Below are 15,985 nucleotides of genomic sequence, written 5' to 3' on the forward strand. Positions count from 1 at the left end.
GCTATCTCGGTGGCAGGTACCGGCTGGGATCGACGGGCTTGCCCTGGCGGCGGATCTCGAAGTGCAGCTTCACGCGGTCGGTATCGGTGGAGCCCATCTCGGCGATCTTCTGGCCCTTGCGCACGCTCTGGTCTTCCTTCACCAGCAGCGACTGGTTGTGCGCATACGCGGTGAGGTAGGTGTTGTTGTGCTTCAGGATGATCAGGTTGCCGTAGCCGCGCAGGCCCGCGCCCGCATAGACCACGCGGCCATCGGCGGCGGCCAGCACGGGCTCGCCCGCGCGCCCGCCGATGTCCAGGCCCTTGTTCTTCTGCTCGTCGAAGCCGGCCAGCACGGCGCCGGCGCCCGAGATGGGCCAGCCCCAGGCGACTTCGTCTTCGCCACTCGCGGCCGGCTGCGCCGCCGCGGCGGCAGGCGCACTGGTTGCGGGCCGCGCTGCACTCGCCGAAGGCTGCGGCGCCGAGCTGCCGCTCGCGGGCGGCAGCGGCCGCGACGACATCGCTTCGTTGTTCGCGGCAGCGACCTGCGTGCCGGGCTGCGCGACGCGCAGCACCTGGCCCACCTCGATCACGTTCGGGTTGTCCAGCCCGTTCCAGCGCGCGATGTCGCGCCAGTTCTGGCCGGTCTCCAGCGCGATGCGGATCAGCGTGTCGCCGGGCTTCACCGTGTAGTAGCCGGGCTTGCCGGCGTTCTCGGCGCCGGGCAGCACCTTCGGTGCTTCAGCCGTGGCCATGGCCGCGGGAGCCGGCGCATGGCGCGCCGTGGTGCGGTCTTCGACCGGCGCAGGCGCGTGCCGCGACGACGCGCAGGCTGCCAGCAAGGCGCACGCCACCCCGATGCACAAAAACTTCCAAGTGCGTCCGTGCACCGACCACATCGTTTTCTTCCTCATGCAACGCCAGATTTTAGGGGGACAAAGTGAACCGATTCCAGCACGGTCTGTTTGAGTTGACCAGCGGTTTTCTCGACGACGACGAGGGCCTGCTGCCCCGTGGCGAGCACCATCGGCGCGACGATGCGGCCGCCCACCGCAAGCTGATCGGTCCACGTCTGCGGAATGGCTTCGCCACCCGCAGCCGCAATGATGCCCGCGTACGGCGCGCCTTTGGCGTAGCCCGCCATGCCATCGCCAAACAGCAGGTGCACGTTGGGCAGGCGGAAGGGCCGCAGATTGTCGCGCGCCTTGTCATGCAGGCCGCGCAGGCGCTCGACGCTGTAGACCTCGCTGGCCACGAGCCCCAGCACCGCGGCCTGGTAGCCGCAACCGGTGCCCACTTCGAGCACGCGCCCGAGGCGGCCCTGGGCATCGGTGCGGCCGGCGAGCAGGAGCTCGATCATGCGCGCCACCACGCTGGGCTTGGAGATGGTCTGGCCCAGGCCGATCGGCAGGCTGGTGTCTTCGTAGGCCTGGTTCACCAGCGCGCTGTCGACGAAACGGTGGCGTTCCACCGCGCCCATCGCGCCCAGCACGCGCGGATCGCCGACGCCTTGCGCGGCGAGCTTCTGCACCATGCGCGTGCGAATGGCCTGCGAGTCCAGGCCCACGCCGGCCGGCGCGACGCGCTGCGGCGGCAGGGGCACACTCGCGCTGCCGCGCGGCTGCGGCGGGCGCGTGCCGTCTTCGGGCAGGCGCGCCGGAAAACTCGGGCGGCGGCTCACCCGCCCTCCTTGCGCTGGGCCATCTGCTGCGCGGCCTGGCCCCAGTAGCGCAACGCGTCGTGGTCCGTGAGGTCCACCTTCAGCGGCGTGATCGTCGGATGGCCCTGCAGCGAGGCATGGAAGTCCGTGCCCTCGGCGTCGTCCTTGGCCTTGCCGGCGCCGCCGATCCAGTACATCGTGTCGCCGCGCGGGCTGGTCTGCGAGATCACCTTCTCCGCCGCGTGGCGGCGGCCGAGGCGGCAGACCTTGAAAGGCTTCAGCTGCTCGTAAGGCAGGTTGGGGATGTTCACGTTCAGCAGCCACATGGCTTCGCTGGCGCGGTGGTGCTCCACAAGGTACTGCACCAGTTCACGCGCGCGCTTCACCGCGGCGTCGAGGTGGGCCCAGCCCTTCTCCACCTGCGAGAAGGCGATCGCGGGGATGCCGAACAGGTAGCCCTCCATCGCGGCGCCCACAGTGCCGGAATAGATGGTGTCGTCGCCCATGTTGGCGCCGTTGTTGATGCCGCTCACCACCAGGTCGGGCTTGTATCCGAGCAGGCCGGTCAGCGCGATGTGCACGCAGTCCGCCGGCGTCCCATTGACGTAGCGGAAGCCGTTGGGGGCCTCGTTCACGTACAGGGGCGCGTGCAGGGTCAGTGCATTCGACTTGGCGCTGTTGTTGTGCTCGGGCGCGACCACTTCCACGTCGCCGAGGTCGCGGATCGCTTCGTACAGCGCCACGATACCGGGCGCCTGGTAGCCGTCGTCGTTCGAGAGGAGGATCTTCATGGCTGCGCCGATTGTAGGGTTCGCCCGTCACGGCCGGGACAAGCACTCGCCCAGCCGTTTGCCTATGATGCGGCGACCACGAGATCGAGAGCTTTCCCATGCATGCCTGGCTTTGCGAAAACCCCGTCGGCGTCGATGCGCTGCAATGGAAGGAACTGCCCACGCCCCAGCCGAAAGCCGGCGAGGTGCTGGTGCGCATCGAGGCGGCCAGCCTCAACTTCCCCGACCTGCTGATCGTGCAGAACAAGTACCAGATGAAGCCGCCGCTGCCCTTCGTGCCGGGCTCGGAGTATGCGGGCGTCGTCGAGGCGGTGGGTGAAGGCGTGAAGCATCTGCAGGTCGGCCAGCATGTGGCCTGCCTGTCCGGCACCGGCGGCTTCGCGACCCACACGCTCGCGCCGGCGGCGCTGTGCATGCCGCTGCCGCCCGGCTTTCCCTTCGTCGACGCGGCGGCCTTCATCATGATCTACGCGACCTCGCACCACGCGCTGGTCGATCGCGCCCAGCTCAAGGCCGGCGAGACCGTGCTGGTGCTCGGCGCCGCGGGCGGCGTCGGCACGGCGGCGATCCAGATCGCGAAGGCGATGGGCGCACGCGTCATCGCGGCCGCCTCCTCGCCGGAGAAATGCGAGCTGTGCAAATCGATCGGCGCCGACGCGACCATCGACTACAGCCAGCATCCCGCGCCGAATGCGCTGCGCGAAGCGATCAAGGCCGCCACCGACGGCAAGGGCCCGGACGTCATCTACGACCCGGTGGGCGGCGATTTCGCCGAGCCGGCCTTCCGCTCGATCGCCTGGCGCGGCCGCTACCTGGTGGTGGGCTTCGCCGCCGGCCCCATCCCCAGCCTGCCGCTGAACCTGGCGCTGCTAAAGGGCGCGTCCATCGTCGGCGTGTTCTGGGGCGACTTCTCGCGGCGCGAGCCCAAGGCCAATGCGGCCATGATGGCGGAACTGGCGCAGTGGTACGCGCAAGGAAAAGTGAAGCCGGTGATCGATCGCACGATGCCGATGGCAGAGCTCAAGGCAGCCTATGCGCGCATGGGTTCCCGCGAAGTCAAAGGCAAGCTCGTGATGGTCAACTGAACAGGGCTGCAGTTGTGGCTATAATCTCGCTCTTGCGGTGGCTGTAGCTCAGTTGGTAGAGTCCAGGATTGTGATTCCTGTTGTCGTGGGTTCGAGTCCCATCAGCCACCCCAGCGAACGTTGAACGCAAAGGCCCTTCGGGGCCTTTCTTCTTTCCTGCTCGCTACCGCTGCGCCTCCACCCGCTTCATCTTCAAGTACTCCGCCCGCTCCATCTCGTGCAGCTGGCGCGGATACTTCTCGGTGCCGTCGAACCAGGCTTCCATGCGCCGCTCCAGGCGATCGTCGGACGCAGCGGCCAGCGTATCGAGGTAGGCCTGGATGCAGAGGAAGTAGCGCATCGTGTTGCGCTCCATCAGCCCGCGCGCGCCGCCCACGAAGGGTGGGTTGCCGTTGGCCGGCGAGAAGCCCACCTTGTCCTTGCCCGCGGTTCCGAAGTACACGTTGAAGGCGATCGAGCCGGCCGCGCCGTAGCCGAACGCGTAGGTCATGTGCAGGAAGGTGCGGTCGCCCTCCAGCGGCACCGCTTCGGCGACCAGCTGGTAGTCCTGCGTGCTGTACGGGCCCTGCGCCGCCGACATCTGCACGCCGAGGTAATCGGGCTGGACTTCCGGTGTTTTCCAGGTGAAGCGCAGCGTCGACGCCTGCGCCGCCGGCTGCTTGTAGGTGTTGCCCACCTTCAGCTCCAGCACGGTGTCGGCGCCGGCCCTGGTGGTCTGGCACTGCTTGTTATTGAGGTGCAGGATCAGGATGTCGCACCAGTGCGCCGGGTCCGCCAGCGCGCTGCTGACGGTGGCGAAGGGCTGGTCCAGCACCGCGTACATCTCGCCTTCGATGCGGCGGCTGGCCTCTTCCGACTTCATCACCAGCGGCGCCTTCAGCGGGCTGGACGCCAGTTGCGGCGCGAGGCTCGCATGCTGCGCGCGCAGGCCTTCGGCCCCCAGCACACCGGAGGCCGCGGCCTGGCCGGCGGCGAGAACCAGGACCAGGGCCAGCCCCAAGGCCGGCCAGGGACGCAAGACCTGCATGACGCGCCCTCCTTGCAGCCGGCCAGCTTAAGGCCGCGACGGCCCGCGCCCATATGGCACCTTCGTCCAATGAGGGGAGAGGCGCAGCTCAGCGCGCGGCCGCCTGCCGCCGGACCTCGTTGCGCTTCATCTGCAGGTACTCGTCGCGTTCCACCTCGTGCAGCTGGCGCGGGAATTTCTCGGTGCCGTCGAACCACGAGGCCAGCCGCTTCTCCAGCCGCTCGGACGGCGGCGCGGCCAGCGAACGCAGGTAGGAGTCGATGGCGAGGTAGTAGCGCATCGTGTTGCGCTCGACCACGCCGCGCATGCCGCCGACGAAGCCGTCCTCGCCGCCCTGCGCCCCGGGCTCCTGGCGGGTGAAGCCCACCTTGTCGCGGCCGGCGGTGCCCAGGTAGAGCTGCAAGGCTATCGAGCTGGCCGTGCCGTAGGCCAGGCCGTAGCCCATGCGCAGGAAGGTGCGGTTGCCGGGCAGCGGCACGGCCTCCACCAGCAGCGTGTAGTCGCGCGTGCCGTAAGGGCCTTCGGGCGCGGTCATCTGGATGCCGAAATAGTCCGCCGTCTTCGTCGGCGGCCGCCAGCCGAAGCGCAGCAGCGAAGCCGAATCCACGTCCTGCTCGACTTTCCGCCCCACGCGCAGCTCCAGCACCGTCTCGCCGTTCGCCTCGGTGCGCCGGCAGTACTTGGTGTTGAGATGCAGGATGAGGATGTCGCACCATTGCGCGGGATCGACGAGCGCGCCGGTCACCACCGCGAACGGATGGTCCAGCACCGCGTAGACGCTGCCGTCGATGCGGCGCTGCGCCTCTTCGGACTGCAGCACCAGCGGGCCGCCGAACTGGTTGCTGGCCAGCTGCGGGCCCAGGCTGTCGTACCTGGCCTTGAGGCCTGCCGCGCCGAGCGGGGCCGCCAGCGCCGGCAGCGCGGCCAGCAGCATGCAGAGCGCGAGCAGGCGGGCCAGCCAGCGATTTTGCAAGGTTTGCATGGCTCCCTCCTTCGAGCCCAGCTTAGCGCTGCGGCCGGGCCTCCGCAACGCGGGCGCCGGCCTGCCGCTCCAGCGGGATGCGCACCTCGATGCAGGTGCCCTCCCCCGGCGCCGTGGCGATGGCCAGGGTGCCGCGCAGCAGCCGCGCGCGTTCGCGTAGGCCCGCGAGCCCGAGCGACGAAGCCTTGCGCGGTTCGGCCAGCCAGAAGCCGGCGCCGTCGTCCTGCACGCGCAGCAGCACCTCGCTTTCGTCCCGCCCCAGGCACACCGCCACCTGGTGCGCGTGCGCATGCTTGCCGACGTTGGCCAGCGACTCCTGCACGATGCGGAAGATGGCGGTGGCGTGCGGCTCCTGCAGTTGCAGGCTTTCGTCCACCCGCAGTTCGCAGGCGACACCATGCCGCTGCGTGAAGCCGGCGGCCAGCCACTCGATGGCGGGCACCAGGCCCAGGTCGTCCAGCACCAGCGGCCGCAGGTCGGCGGCGATGCGCCGGGTGGCCCCGACCGCCTGATCGAGCAGCCCGAGCATCTGCGCCAGCTTGGCGCCGGCGCCGTGCTCCTCCAGGTGGTCGCGCAGCCAGTTCACGTCCATCTTCAGGGCCGTGAGCATCTGCGCCAGTTCGTCGTGCAGTTCGCGGGCGATGCGCGCCTTTTCCTGCTCGCGCGCGCTGCTCGCCTCGGCGGCGAAGGCGGCCAGCTCCTGCTGCGCCTGCACGCGATCGCTGACGTCCCGCACCACCAGCGTGGCGAGCTCGCCTTCGTGGGTCTGCACGCGCGACAGCGAAGCCTCCAGCGGAAACTCCTCGCCGGCGGCGCGCAGGCCACGCCCGGCCGCGGCCAGCTGCCGCGCGCCGGCTGTCTCGCTGCGCAGGCGGGGCGGCAGCAGCATCTCCACGTGCCGGCCCAGCGCCTGCGGCGCCGTCCAGCCGAAGATGCGCTCGGCCGCGCGGTTGAACAGCACGATGCGCTGTCCTTCATCCACCGTGACGATCGCGTCCATGGCCGAATCGAGCAGGCCTGCCTGCCAGGCAGCCCGTTCGGCGTCCGACAACGCGAAGGAGCCCATGCACCGCCCTCCTTGGTTTCGGCGTTCGGCGCAGCATAAGCCGCAGCGCCGGTGGCGGCGCTGGGACTTTGGGGCAATAGGAGGGGGAGACAGCCGGGGTCCGCGGACGCGGAACCCGGCTTGCGAGCGGCGCGAACGAGCGCTTATTGCGCGTCGTCCTTCGGCTTGGCGACGTTGATCTGGACCTTGAAGCGGGCCTTCAGCATGTCGTAGTAGGCCTGCGCCTCGGCGGCCGTCCAGGCGCGCGTGTACTGCTGCATTTCGGCCTTGGCCTGCGCCTCGGCCGGCGTCTCGCGCGGCAGCACCTTGTTCACCTTGACGACGGCGAAACCCTCGGGACCCAGGTCCACGCCCACCCAGGCGGGCAGCGCGCTGGCGTCGGCGCGCAGGGCGGCTTCGATCACCTTGCCCGGAAGCTTGCCGGCGTCCTGGCGCGAGACCGTCTGCGCGGCGGGCAGCGTGGCGGCATCGGGCTTGGCCTTCCAGGCCGCCAGCTTCTCCTGGCCGTCCTTGCGGGCCAGTTCGGCCGCCTGCTGCTGCACGACCAGGTCGCGCACCTGCTGCTTCACCTCGGCGAAGGGCTTGGTGCGCGCCGGCTGGTGCGACACGATGCGGCCGGACACCATCTGGTTGCCGCCGATCTCCAGCGCCTCGGTGTTGCGCTTCTTGTCCACCGCATCCGGGCCGAACAGCGCCTGCAGGAACTTCGGGTTGGCCAGCGGGCCGGTGGCGCCGGGCGCGGGCAGGCGCGTGACGTTGTCCGCCTTGTGGATTTCCAGCTTCAGCTTGTCGGCCACCGGCTTCAGGCTGTCGGACTGCTCGTAGACCGTGTTGCTGAAGGTCTCGGCGGCCTCGGCGAACTTCTTCTGCGCCTGCTGCTTCTGCACTTCGGCTTCCAGCTGGGGCTTCAACTCCGCGAAGGACTTCGGCTTTTCGCCGCGGATGTCGGTGAGCTTGATGATGTGGAAGCCGAAGTCGGATTCCACCAGGCCGCTGATCTCGCCCTTCTTCAGCGCGAAGGCCGCGTCCTCGAAAGGCTTGGTCATCGCGCCGCGGCCGAAGTAGTCGAGGTCGCCGCCGTTGGCCGCCGAGCCCGGGTCCTGCGAATTCTTCTTCGCCACCTCGGCGAAGCTTTCCGGGTTCTTCTTCACCTGCGCCAGCAGCGCTTCGGCCTTCGCCCTGGCCTTGGCCTTGTCGTCGGCGCTCGCGCCCTTGGGCACGGCGACCAGGATGTGGCTCGCGCGGCGCTCCTCCTGGCCGCCCAGGCGCATGGCGTTCTGGTCGTAGTAGTTCTTCAGGTCCTGCTCGTTGACCGCCAGGCCGCGGGCGACGGCGGGCAGGTCCAGCATCACCCATTCGATGCTCGCCTGCTCCGGGGCCTGGAACAGCTTCGGGTTGGCCTGGTAGAAGGCCTCCAGCTCCGCGTCGGTGGGCTGCACCTTGGCCTGGAAATCGGCCGGGGTGAAGCGCGCCACCTGCACTTCGCGGCGCTCGAAGTAGCTGTTCAGGGAGACTCCTGCCTGCGCAGCGCCGGCCAGCGCGGTGTCGGTGACTCCGCCCAGGACCTGGCGCGTGGCGAGTTCGCCGCGCATCGAGTTCTCGAACATCTCCGGGGTCATGCCCTGCGCGGCCAGCAGCTGGCGATAGCGCTCCACGTCCAGGCTGCCATCGGGCTTGCGCAGCATGGCGATCAGCTCGTTCTTCTGCAACTCGCGCGCCAGCCGCTGGTCACCCACGGTCAGGTTGTTGTGTTCCACCGCCGCAGCGAGCACCTGGTCGCGCACCATGCGCTCCAGCGTCGAATACTTGGCGGCGGGCGAGTCGAGCAGCTTGGGGTCGACGTTGGGCGCCTGCTGGCGGATGCGATCCACCTGCTGCTTGTGCGCGTTGTCCCAGTCCTGCTGCGTGATGTCGCGGCCGTCGACCTTGGCGACCGTCTCGCCCCGCTCGCGGTACCGGTTGTAGCCTTCCAGGCCGAACAGTACGAACGAGGGGAAGATGAGCAGGAACAGCAGCCACTGCATCACCTTGTTGTGCTTGCGGACGAAATCGAACATGGGATCAGGAGTCTCGTGGGGAATACCAAAAAGGCGAACCGACCTCGGTTCGCCTTTGTTGTTGGTGGGTGCTGACGGGATCGAACCGCCGACCTACGCCTTGTAAGGGCGCCGCTCTACCAGCTGAGCTAAGCACCCCACCGGGAGCCGACCATCAGTTCAGCGCATCCTTGAGCGCCTTGCCGGGACGGAACTTGGGTACCTTGGCAGCCTTGATTTTAATCTGAGCGCCGGTGCGGGGATTCCGGCCGCTGCGCGCGGCCCGTTTACCCACCGCGAAAGTGCCGAAACCCACGAGCGAAACCGAGCCGCCTTTTTTCAGCGTGGTCTTCACCGCGCCGATCATGGACTCCAGCGCGCGCGTGGCGGCGGCCTTGGAGATATCGGCATGCTTCGCGATGTGCTCGATCAGTTCGGTCTTGTTCACGGGGGCCCCTCGGGTATGTGGTTCTGGACGGTCTTTTGTCAAAAATTCGTCTCCCGTTCCCGCGCTGGCCGCTGCACGGCGATGCGAGGAAGGGGAGACGGTGTCGGCCGGCATGGCGGCCACTGGCGTCGATTAGAGCCAGCACCGCAAACCGTGTCAATACGGCCTGCGGCAATACAACACGCGGACGCGCATTGTAGTGGCGCTGCACCAGGCGGAAATCAGTTTTCCGCCGCGGCGCACCATGTTGCACCGCGGCGCGTCCAGCAAACAGTTACAGCGCGGCGGCGATGGCCTTGCCAAGGTCGGAGGTGCTCGCCTTGCCGCCGATGTCCGGCGTGCGCGGCGCGCCCGACTTCGGGTCCAGCACGCCCTCGATCGCCTTCAGGATGCCGTCGTGCGCGTCCTTGTGGCCCAGGAACTCCAGCATCATCGCGCCGCACCAGATCTGGCCGATCGGGTTGGCGATGTTCTTGCCGTAGATGTCCGGCGCCGAGCCGTGCACCGGTTCGAACAGCGAGGGGAACTTGCGGTCCGGGTTCAGGTTGGCGCTGGGCGCGATGCCGATGGTGCCGGTGCAGGCCGGGCCCAGGTCGGACAGGATGTCGCCGAACAGGTTGCTGGCCACCACCACGTCGAAGAAGTCCGGCCGCTGCACGAAGTGCGCGGTCAGGATGTCGATGTGGAACTTGTCGGTCTTCACGCCGGGGTACTTCTTCGCCATTTCGGCCACGCGCTCATCCCAATAGGGCATGGTGATCGCGATGCCGTTGGACTTGGTGGCGCTGGTCAGGTGCTTCTTGGGCCGCGACTGGGCCAGCTCGAAGGCAAACTTCAGCACGCGGTCCACGCCGATGCGGGACATCACCGTCTCCTGCATCACGATCTCGCGCTCGGTGCCGGGGTACATGCGGCCGCCGATGGAGCTGTATTCGCCCTCGGTGTTCTCGCGCACGATGTACATGTCGATCTCGCCGGGCTCGCGCTTGCTGCCGTCCTTGCGCACCACCGGGGCGACGATGCCGGGCATCAGGCGGGCCGGGCGCAGGTTGATGTACTGGTCGAACTCGCGGCGGAACAGCAGCAGCGACTGCCACAGCGACACGTGGTCGGCGATCTTCTCGGGCCAGCCCACCGCGCCGTAGAAGATGGCGTCGTGGCCGCCGATCAGGTCCTTCCAGTTCTCCGGCAGGTACTTGCCGGTCTTCTCGCAGTATTCCCAGTTGCCCCACTCGAACACGTCGAACTGCAGGTCGACGCCGTACTTGCGGGCGGCGGCGTCCACCACGCGCATGCCCTCGGGCATGACTTCCTTGCCGATGCCGTCGCCGGCGATGACTGCGATGCGCTTCTTGCTCACTGTGTGCTCCTGAAAAACGAAAGGGATTCCTGCAGAAGCAGCGCCGGGGCTTCTTCCGCGATGTAGTGGCCGCAGGGCAGGCTGCGGCCGGTGAAACTGCCGGCCGCCGCGCGCCACAGCGACTGCACGTCGAAACAGCGGCCCACCGCGCCGTGCTCGCCCCACAGCACGCGCAGCGGCTGCGTGAGGCGGCGGCCGGCGTCCTGGTCCGCCTGGTCATGTTCCAGGTCGATGCCGGCGCTGGCACGGTAGTCGGCGCACACCGCTTCGGCCGTGCCGGCGATGGCGGCGCAGCGCTCGTATTCCGCCAGCGCCTCCGGCGCGAACGCGGCCAGGCCGGCGTGGCGCGCGCCCATGACGGCGCGCACGTAGCGCACCGGGTCGGAGGCGATCAGCGCTTCCGGCAGCGGCGGCGGCTGGATCAGGAAGAACCAGTGCCAGTAGGCGCGGGCGAATGCTTCCGTCGTATTGCGGTACATGGCCAAGGTGGGCGCGATGTCCAGCAGCAGCATGCGCTCCACGGCCTGCGGATGATCCAGCGCCAGCCTATGCGCGACGCGCGCGCCGCGGTCGTGGGCCAGCACCTGGAAGCGCTCGTGGCCCAGCGTGCGCATCGCGTGCAGCGCGTCGCGCGCCATCTCGCGCTTGCTGTAGCTGGCATTGCGCTCGCCCGCGGCCGGCCGGCCGGAGTCGCCGTAGCCGCGCAGGTCCAGCATCACGACATGAAAGGTCTGCGCGAGCTCCGGCGCAACCCGGTGCCACATGGCCTGGCTCTGCGGATGACCGTGCAGCAGCAGCAGCGGCGCGCCCTGCCCCGCACGGCGCACCTGCAGCGCGACGCCTTCGCGTTCGAGGCGCAGCGATTCGAAGCTTTCGAACATGGCGCCGATTCTCGGGCCGGAGCCCGTGGCCCACAAGCAATAATCCGGCAAGCGATTCTTTCCATTCGTGCAGCAATCCAGTTCCCCTCCCCTCGACCGCGGCGACCTCCAGCTGCTGCTCGCGATCAAGCAACAAGGCAGCCTGGCCGGCGCCGCCACCGCCGCCGGCGTGGTGCCCTCGGTCATCACCAAGCGGCTCGCCGCGCTCGAAGCCCGGCTGGGCCTCAAGCTGTTCCAGCGCACCACGCGGCGCGTGGTGCCCACGCCGGAAGGCGAAGTGCTGTGCCAGCGCGCCGTAGCCCTGCTGGAAGGCTTCGCTGCGATGGAAGCGGAACTGCAGGAGCGGCAGAAGGAGCCGGTGGGCCGCATCCGCCTCGCCGCCACTTTCGGCTTCGGCCGCCTGTGGCTCGGGCCGGCGCTGGCCGATTTTCAGGCGCGGCATCCGCAGCTGGAGCTGCAGTTGCAACTGGTGGAACAGTTGCCGGACCTGGCGTTGGAAGGCTACGACGGCGCCGTCTGGCTGTGGTCGGTGCGCGGCCAGCGCGCCAGCGAATGGACCGGCCGCCGCCTCGCGCGCAATCAACGCGTGCTGGTGGCTTCGCCCGACTACCTGCGCCGGCACGGCACGCCGCAGGGCGTGGAGGAGCTGGCGCAGCACGCCTGCCTGGTCGTGCGCGAGAACGAGCAATTCGAAGTCTGGCGGCTGCAGCGCGAACGCGACCGCACGGAGATGCGGGTGCGCGTGGGCAGCCCGCTTTCCAGCAACTCCGGGGAACTCGTGCGCGACTGGTGCCTGGCCGGGCACGGAATCATGCTGCGCAGCCTGTGGGACATCGCCGCCCCGCTGGCCAGCGGTGAACTGGTGCGCGTGCTACCCGGCTACGCGATGGTCGACGCGGACATCCACTGGCTGGCGCCGCACACGCCGACGACGCCACGGCGCATCCGGCTGCTGGTGGATTTCCTGGCCGAGCGCTTCCGCGCCGAGCCGTGGAAGCTCAAGCCCGCTTCGGCGGCCGCACGACCAGGCTCACGCCCACGGCGGTGAGCGCCATGCCCAGCACGATCAGCGCCGTGATCGGCTCGCCGAACAGAAGCCAGGCCATGATGGCCGTGGTGGGCGGCACCAGGTACATGAGGCTGCTGACGGTGGTGGCTGCGCCGCGCTGGATCAACAGGTAGAGCAGCGAGCTGCCGCCCAGGGTCAGGCCCAGCACCGACCAGGCCAGCGCGCCGGCCAGCTGGCCGTTGAGGCTGCTGTCGGCCAGGGTCCAGCGGATGGATTCGGTTTCCATCAACGCAAGCGGCAGGGTCGCGACGAAAGCGGCCGCCAGTTGCACCAGGTTGGCCGTGCGCACGTCGCAGGGCTGCACGAAACGCTTCTGGTACAGCGTGCCGGCCGTGATGGAAGCCAGCGCGATCAACGCATAGGTGAGGTTCAGCGGGTTGACCTCGCCATGCCCCAGCTTCTGCCAGACCACCAGCAGCAGGCCGGCGAGGCCCAGCGCCAGGCCGCCCCATTGGCGGCGCGCCACCTGGCCGCCGCGCATCGACACCCAGATCGCCGTCAGCACCGGCTGCAGGCCCACCAGCAAGGCCGCGAGGCCCGCGCCCATGCCCAGCTTCACCGCGGCCCAGACGCCGCCCAGGTAGCCCGCGTGCATGAAGATGCCGGTGACCGCGAGGTGGCCAGCCTGGCGGCGGTCGCGCGGCCAGCTGGCGCGCACGGCCAGCGCCCACACGAGGAAACAGGCGACCGAGAACAGGTAGCGGAAGGCCAGGAATTTCATCGGCGGCGCATGCGGCATGCCGTAGCGCGCGACGATGAAGCCGGTGGACCAGATCAGGACGAAGACGGCCGGCATGGCCCGCACCAGCGGACCGGCCGGCTGCGCGGCCTGCGGCACGGCGGACATCTAGTGCTTCACGCGGCGCCGGATCTCGGGCAGCGCCTTCTGCAGGTAGTAGATCATCGACCAGACGGTCAGGATGGCGGCGATCCAGATCAAGCCGGTACCCCACAGGTGCGTGTCGACCACGCCGAACAGCAGGCCGTTGTAAAGCAGGAAGGGGATGGCGACCATCTGCACGGTGGTCTTGACCTTGCCCAGCATGTGCACGGCCACGCTCTTGGAGGCGCCGATCTGCGCCATCCATTCGCGCAGGGCCGAGATCGCGATTTCGCGGCCGATGATGATCAGCGCCACGAAGACGTCGGCCCGTTTCAGGTGCACCAGCACCAGCAGCGAGGCACAGACCAGGAACTTGTCGGCGACCGGGTCGAGGAAGGCGCCGAAGGACGACGTCTGATCGAGCTTGCGCGCCAAGTAGCCGTCCAGCCAGTCGGTCAAGGCGAACACGACGAACATCACCGTGGCCACCAGGTTCTGGGTGTGCGGCTCCAGTCCCAGATAGAACACCCCCACCAGCAGCGGGATGGCTACGATGCGCGTCCAGGTGAGTAGCGTCGGGACCGTGAAGAACATGGGCAGCGCTATTGTGCCTGAGCGGACAGGCCCGCTAGTGCAACGCCCGGTAGATCTCTTCCGCGAGCTCGCGCGAGATGCCTTCCACCGTGGCGATGTCCTCCACGCTGGCCGCCGCGACGCCCCGTACGCCGCCGAAGCGCTGCAGCAGGCGGGCGCGCTTCTTGGCGCCCACGCCGGGGATTTCCTCCAGCTGGCTGCCGCCCACGCGCACCCGCGCGCGGCGCGCCCGCATGCCGGTGATGGCGAAGCGGTGCGCCTCGTCGCGGATCTGCGCGATCAGCATCAGCGCCGCCGAGTCGCGGCCCAGGTAGACCTTTTCGCGGCCGTCGGCGAACACCAGTTCCTCCAGGCCGACCTTGCGGCCCTCGCCTTTTTCCACGCCGACGATCACGGAGAGATCGAGGCCGAGCTCGGCGAAGACCTCGCGCGCCATGCTGACCTGGCCGCGGCCGCCGTCGACCAGCACCAGGTCCGGCAGGCGCTGGGCGCTGCCGCCGCCGCCGACCTTGACCTTCTTCGCCGGGGCCGCCAACTCCCCCGCCGCCGGTGCTTCCTGCACCGGGGGCAGCTCGCCGGCCGGCGCTTCCTGCACCGCGTCCAGCGGCACGAGGGCCACAGCCTCCTGCGCGTCGACCGCGGCTTCCTGCGCTTCGGCGGCATCGAAGGCGACCTCTTCCTCGCCTGGCGGCGGATTCGCATCGGGCGTGTCGCGCCCAGCCTGGGCCAGGCGCGCATAGCGGCGCGCCAGCACCTGGCGCATGGCCGCATAGTCGTCGCCAGGCGTGATGCCATCGATGTTGTAGCGGCGGTACTCGCGGTTCTGCATCGCATGGTGGTGGAACACCACGCAGGAAGCCTGGGTCGCCTCGCCCGCCGTATGCGAGATGTCGAAGCATTCGACGCGGAAGGTGTCCAGTTCGTCCGGCGCCAGGTCCAGCGAATCGACCAGCGCCCGCGTCCGGGCCTGCTGCGAGCCCTCTTCCGCCAGCAGCCGCGCCAGCTGCAGCTGCGCGTTCTTCTCCGCCATCTCCAGCCACAGCCGGCGCTGGCCGCGCGGGTTGTGCGCGGCGCCGATGCGCACGCCGGCCTGCTGCGACAGCGCGCCAATCAGTTCCGGGTCGACCGGGTGGCTGGTGATCAGGGCCGAGGGCACCGGCACGCCCAGGTAGTGCTGCGCGATGAAGGCTTCCAGCACCTGCACTTCGACCGGCTGCGCGGCGACGGCGTCCTCGCTGTCGCCCAGGTCCTGCAGCGCCGCCGCGTCCTCCACGTGGCTGGGGAAGTAGGCGCGGTCGCCCAGGTGGCGGCCGCCGCGCACCATGGCCAGGTTGACACAGGCCTTGCCGCCCTGCACCTGCACGGCCAGGATGTCGACGTCCTTGTCCGAAGCGGTGTCCACCGACTGCTGGTGCAGCACCTTGGACAGCGCGCTCATCTGGTTGCGCAGTTCGGCCGCCTGCTCGAACTCCAGCTTTTCCGCGTGCTCCATCATGCGGTCTTCCAGGCCCTTCAGCACCTTCTGCGTGTCGCCGCGCAGGAAGGCCTCCGCGTTGGTCACGTCGCGCTGGTAGTCGTCGGCCGTCACGAAGCCCACGCAGGGGCCGGTGCAGCGCTTGATCTGGTACAGCAGGCAAGGCCGGGTGCGGTTGGCGAACACCGTGTCCTCGCAGGTGCGCAGCCGAAACACCTTCTGCAGCAGCTGGATCGACTCCTTCACCGCCCAGGCGCTGGGGTACGGGCCGAAGTAGCGATGCTTGCGATCCACTGCGCCACGGTAGTAGGCCACGCGCGGGAACACGACGGCCGCCGCGGCGCTGCCACGCTGGCTGGCGGGCACACCGACGCCGGTGATCTTGAGGTAGGGGTAGCTCTTGTCGTCGCGGAACAGGATGTTGTAGCGCGGCGCCAGCGTCTTGATCAGGTTGTTCTCGAGCAGCAGCGCCTCGGCTTCCGAGCGCACCACCGTCGTTTCCAGCCGCACGATCTTGCCGACCATGTGGCCGATGCGCGTGCCGCCGTGGTTCTTGGTGAAGTAGCTGGAGACGCGCTTCTTCAGGTTGCGCGCCTTGCCGACGTACAGCACGCCGCCCTCGGCGTCGTAGTAGCGGTAGACGCCGGGCAGCGCGGGCAGCGCGGCGACCTGCGCCAGCAATTCTTCGGAGTGGTCCTGCACCATAGGCCC

The 15,985-nt window shown here is 69.0% G+C and carries 15 protein-coding genes and 2 tRNA genes; 3 read left to right on the forward strand and 14 right to left on the reverse strand.

The genetic code is table 11. From position 1 onward, the window contains the following. Nucleotide 1: 1 nt before the first annotated feature. The 3 genes from HHL11_RS20100 to surE are packed head-to-tail and all read right to left on the reverse strand — an operon-like array spanning nt 2 to nt 2,429. Nucleotides 2-892, reverse strand: a complete 891-nt coding sequence (locus tag HHL11_RS20100; protein WP_240980348.1) for a peptidoglycan DD-metalloendopeptidase family protein — start codon at nt 890-892, stop codon at nt 2-4. Next, nucleotides 889-1,659, reverse strand: coding sequence for a protein-L-isoaspartate(D-aspartate) O-methyltransferase (locus tag HHL11_RS20105; RefSeq protein WP_169420353.1), 771 nt, complete (start codon nt 1,657-1,659; stop codon nt 889-891). The genes HHL11_RS20100 and HHL11_RS20105 overlap by 4 nt, the downstream gene beginning before the upstream one ends. Then, nucleotides 1,656-2,429 (reverse strand): 5'/3'-nucleotidase SurE, encoded by a 774-nt coding sequence (surE, locus tag HHL11_RS20110; protein WP_169420354.1) that lies wholly within the window; start codon nt 2,427-2,429, stop codon nt 1,656-1,658. Before surE ends, HHL11_RS20105 begins: the two co-directional genes overlap by 4 nt. Before the next feature lie 98 nt (nt 2,430-2,527). Between surE and HHL11_RS20115 the strand changes: the two genes are divergently transcribed. Both HHL11_RS20115 and HHL11_RS20120 read left to right on the forward strand, forming a co-directional pair. Then, nucleotides 2,528-3,514 carry an NADPH:quinone oxidoreductase family protein gene (locus tag HHL11_RS20115; protein ID WP_169420355.1) on the forward strand — a complete coding sequence of 329 codons (987 nt, stop codon included), beginning with the start codon at nt 2,528-2,530 and terminating at the stop codon, nt 3,512-3,514. 37 nt (nt 3,515-3,551) lie between these two features. Then, nucleotides 3,552-3,627: transfer RNA gene (locus tag HHL11_RS20120), tRNA-His, on the forward strand. A gap of 50 nt (nt 3,628-3,677) precedes the next feature. On the opposite strand, the gene HHL11_RS20125 is transcribed toward HHL11_RS20120, so the two are convergent. The 8 genes from HHL11_RS20125 to HHL11_RS20160 all read right to left on the reverse strand — a co-directional run bounded on the left by HHL11_RS20125 (nt 3,678) and on the right by HHL11_RS20160 (nt 11,314). Further along, nucleotides 3,678-4,541 carry a hypothetical protein gene (locus HHL11_RS20125; protein WP_169420356.1) on the reverse strand — a complete coding sequence of 288 codons (864 nt, stop codon included), beginning with the start codon at nt 4,539-4,541 and terminating at the stop codon, nt 3,678-3,680. A gap of 88 nt (nt 4,542-4,629) precedes the next feature. After that, nucleotides 4,630-5,523, reverse strand: a complete 894-nt coding sequence (locus tag HHL11_RS20130; RefSeq protein WP_240980349.1) for a hypothetical protein — start codon at nt 5,521-5,523, stop codon at nt 4,630-4,632. A gap of 22 nt (nt 5,524-5,545) precedes the next feature. Beyond that, a complete protein-coding gene (locus HHL11_RS20135; protein ID WP_169420357.1) occupies nt 5,546-6,589 on the reverse strand; it encodes a PAS domain-containing sensor histidine kinase in 1,044 nt (347 codons plus the stop codon). 143 nt (nt 6,590-6,732) lie between these two features. Further along, complete coding sequence (locus HHL11_RS20140) at nt 6,733-8,646, reverse strand: SurA N-terminal domain-containing protein (RefSeq protein WP_169420358.1); 1,914 nt, start codon at nt 8,644-8,646, stop codon at nt 6,733-6,735. A gap of 62 nt (nt 8,647-8,708) precedes the next feature. Further along, nucleotides 8,709-8,784, reverse strand: a tRNA-Val gene (locus HHL11_RS20145). Between the two features lie 16 nt (nt 8,785-8,800). Beyond that, nucleotides 8,801-9,073, reverse strand: a complete 273-nt coding sequence (locus HHL11_RS20150; RefSeq protein ID WP_013901776.1) for an HU family DNA-binding protein — start codon at nt 9,071-9,073, stop codon at nt 8,801-8,803. A gap of 274 nt (nt 9,074-9,347) precedes the next feature. Next, nucleotides 9,348-10,433 carry a tartrate dehydrogenase gene (locus HHL11_RS20155; protein ID WP_169420359.1) on the reverse strand — a complete coding sequence of 362 codons (1,086 nt, stop codon included), beginning with the start codon at nt 10,431-10,433 and terminating at the stop codon, nt 9,348-9,350. Beyond that, nucleotides 10,430-11,314: an alpha/beta fold hydrolase gene (locus HHL11_RS20160; protein WP_169420360.1), complete on the reverse strand. Its 885-nt coding sequence runs from the start codon at nt 11,312-11,314 to the stop codon at nt 10,430-10,432. Before HHL11_RS20160 ends, HHL11_RS20155 begins: the two co-directional genes overlap by 4 nt. Before the next feature lie 67 nt (nt 11,315-11,381). On the opposite strand from HHL11_RS20160, the gene HHL11_RS20165 reads away from it, so the two are divergent. Then, entirely contained in the window at nt 11,382-12,362 is a 981-nt protein-coding gene (locus tag HHL11_RS20165; protein WP_169420361.1) for a LysR substrate-binding domain-containing protein, read from the forward strand. Here HHL11_RS20165 and HHL11_RS20170 read toward each other — a convergent pair. From HHL11_RS20170 to uvrC, 3 genes are read right to left on the reverse strand one after another with little or no spacing between them, the layout of a single operon-like run. Continuing rightward, complete coding sequence (locus HHL11_RS20170; RefSeq protein ID WP_240980350.1) at nt 12,313-13,230, reverse strand: DMT family transporter; 918 nt, start codon at nt 13,228-13,230, stop codon at nt 12,313-12,315. The genes HHL11_RS20165 and HHL11_RS20170 overlap by 50 nt on opposite strands. Beyond that, a complete protein-coding gene (pgsA, locus tag HHL11_RS20175) occupies nt 13,231-13,800 on the reverse strand; it encodes a CDP-diacylglycerol--glycerol-3-phosphate 3-phosphatidyltransferase (RefSeq protein WP_169420362.1) in 570 nt (189 codons plus the stop codon). 34 nt (nt 13,801-13,834) lie between these two features. Next, a complete protein-coding gene (gene uvrC / locus HHL11_RS20180; RefSeq protein ID WP_169420363.1) occupies nt 13,835-15,979 on the reverse strand; it encodes an excinuclease ABC subunit UvrC in 2,145 nt (714 codons plus the stop codon). Between the last annotated feature and the right edge of the window lie 6 nt (nt 15,980-15,985).

Source organism: Ramlibacter agri (genome assembly GCF_012927085.1).
In the GTDB taxonomy this organism is placed as follows: domain Bacteria; phylum Pseudomonadota; class Gammaproteobacteria; order Burkholderiales; family Burkholderiaceae_C; genus Ramlibacter; species Ramlibacter agri.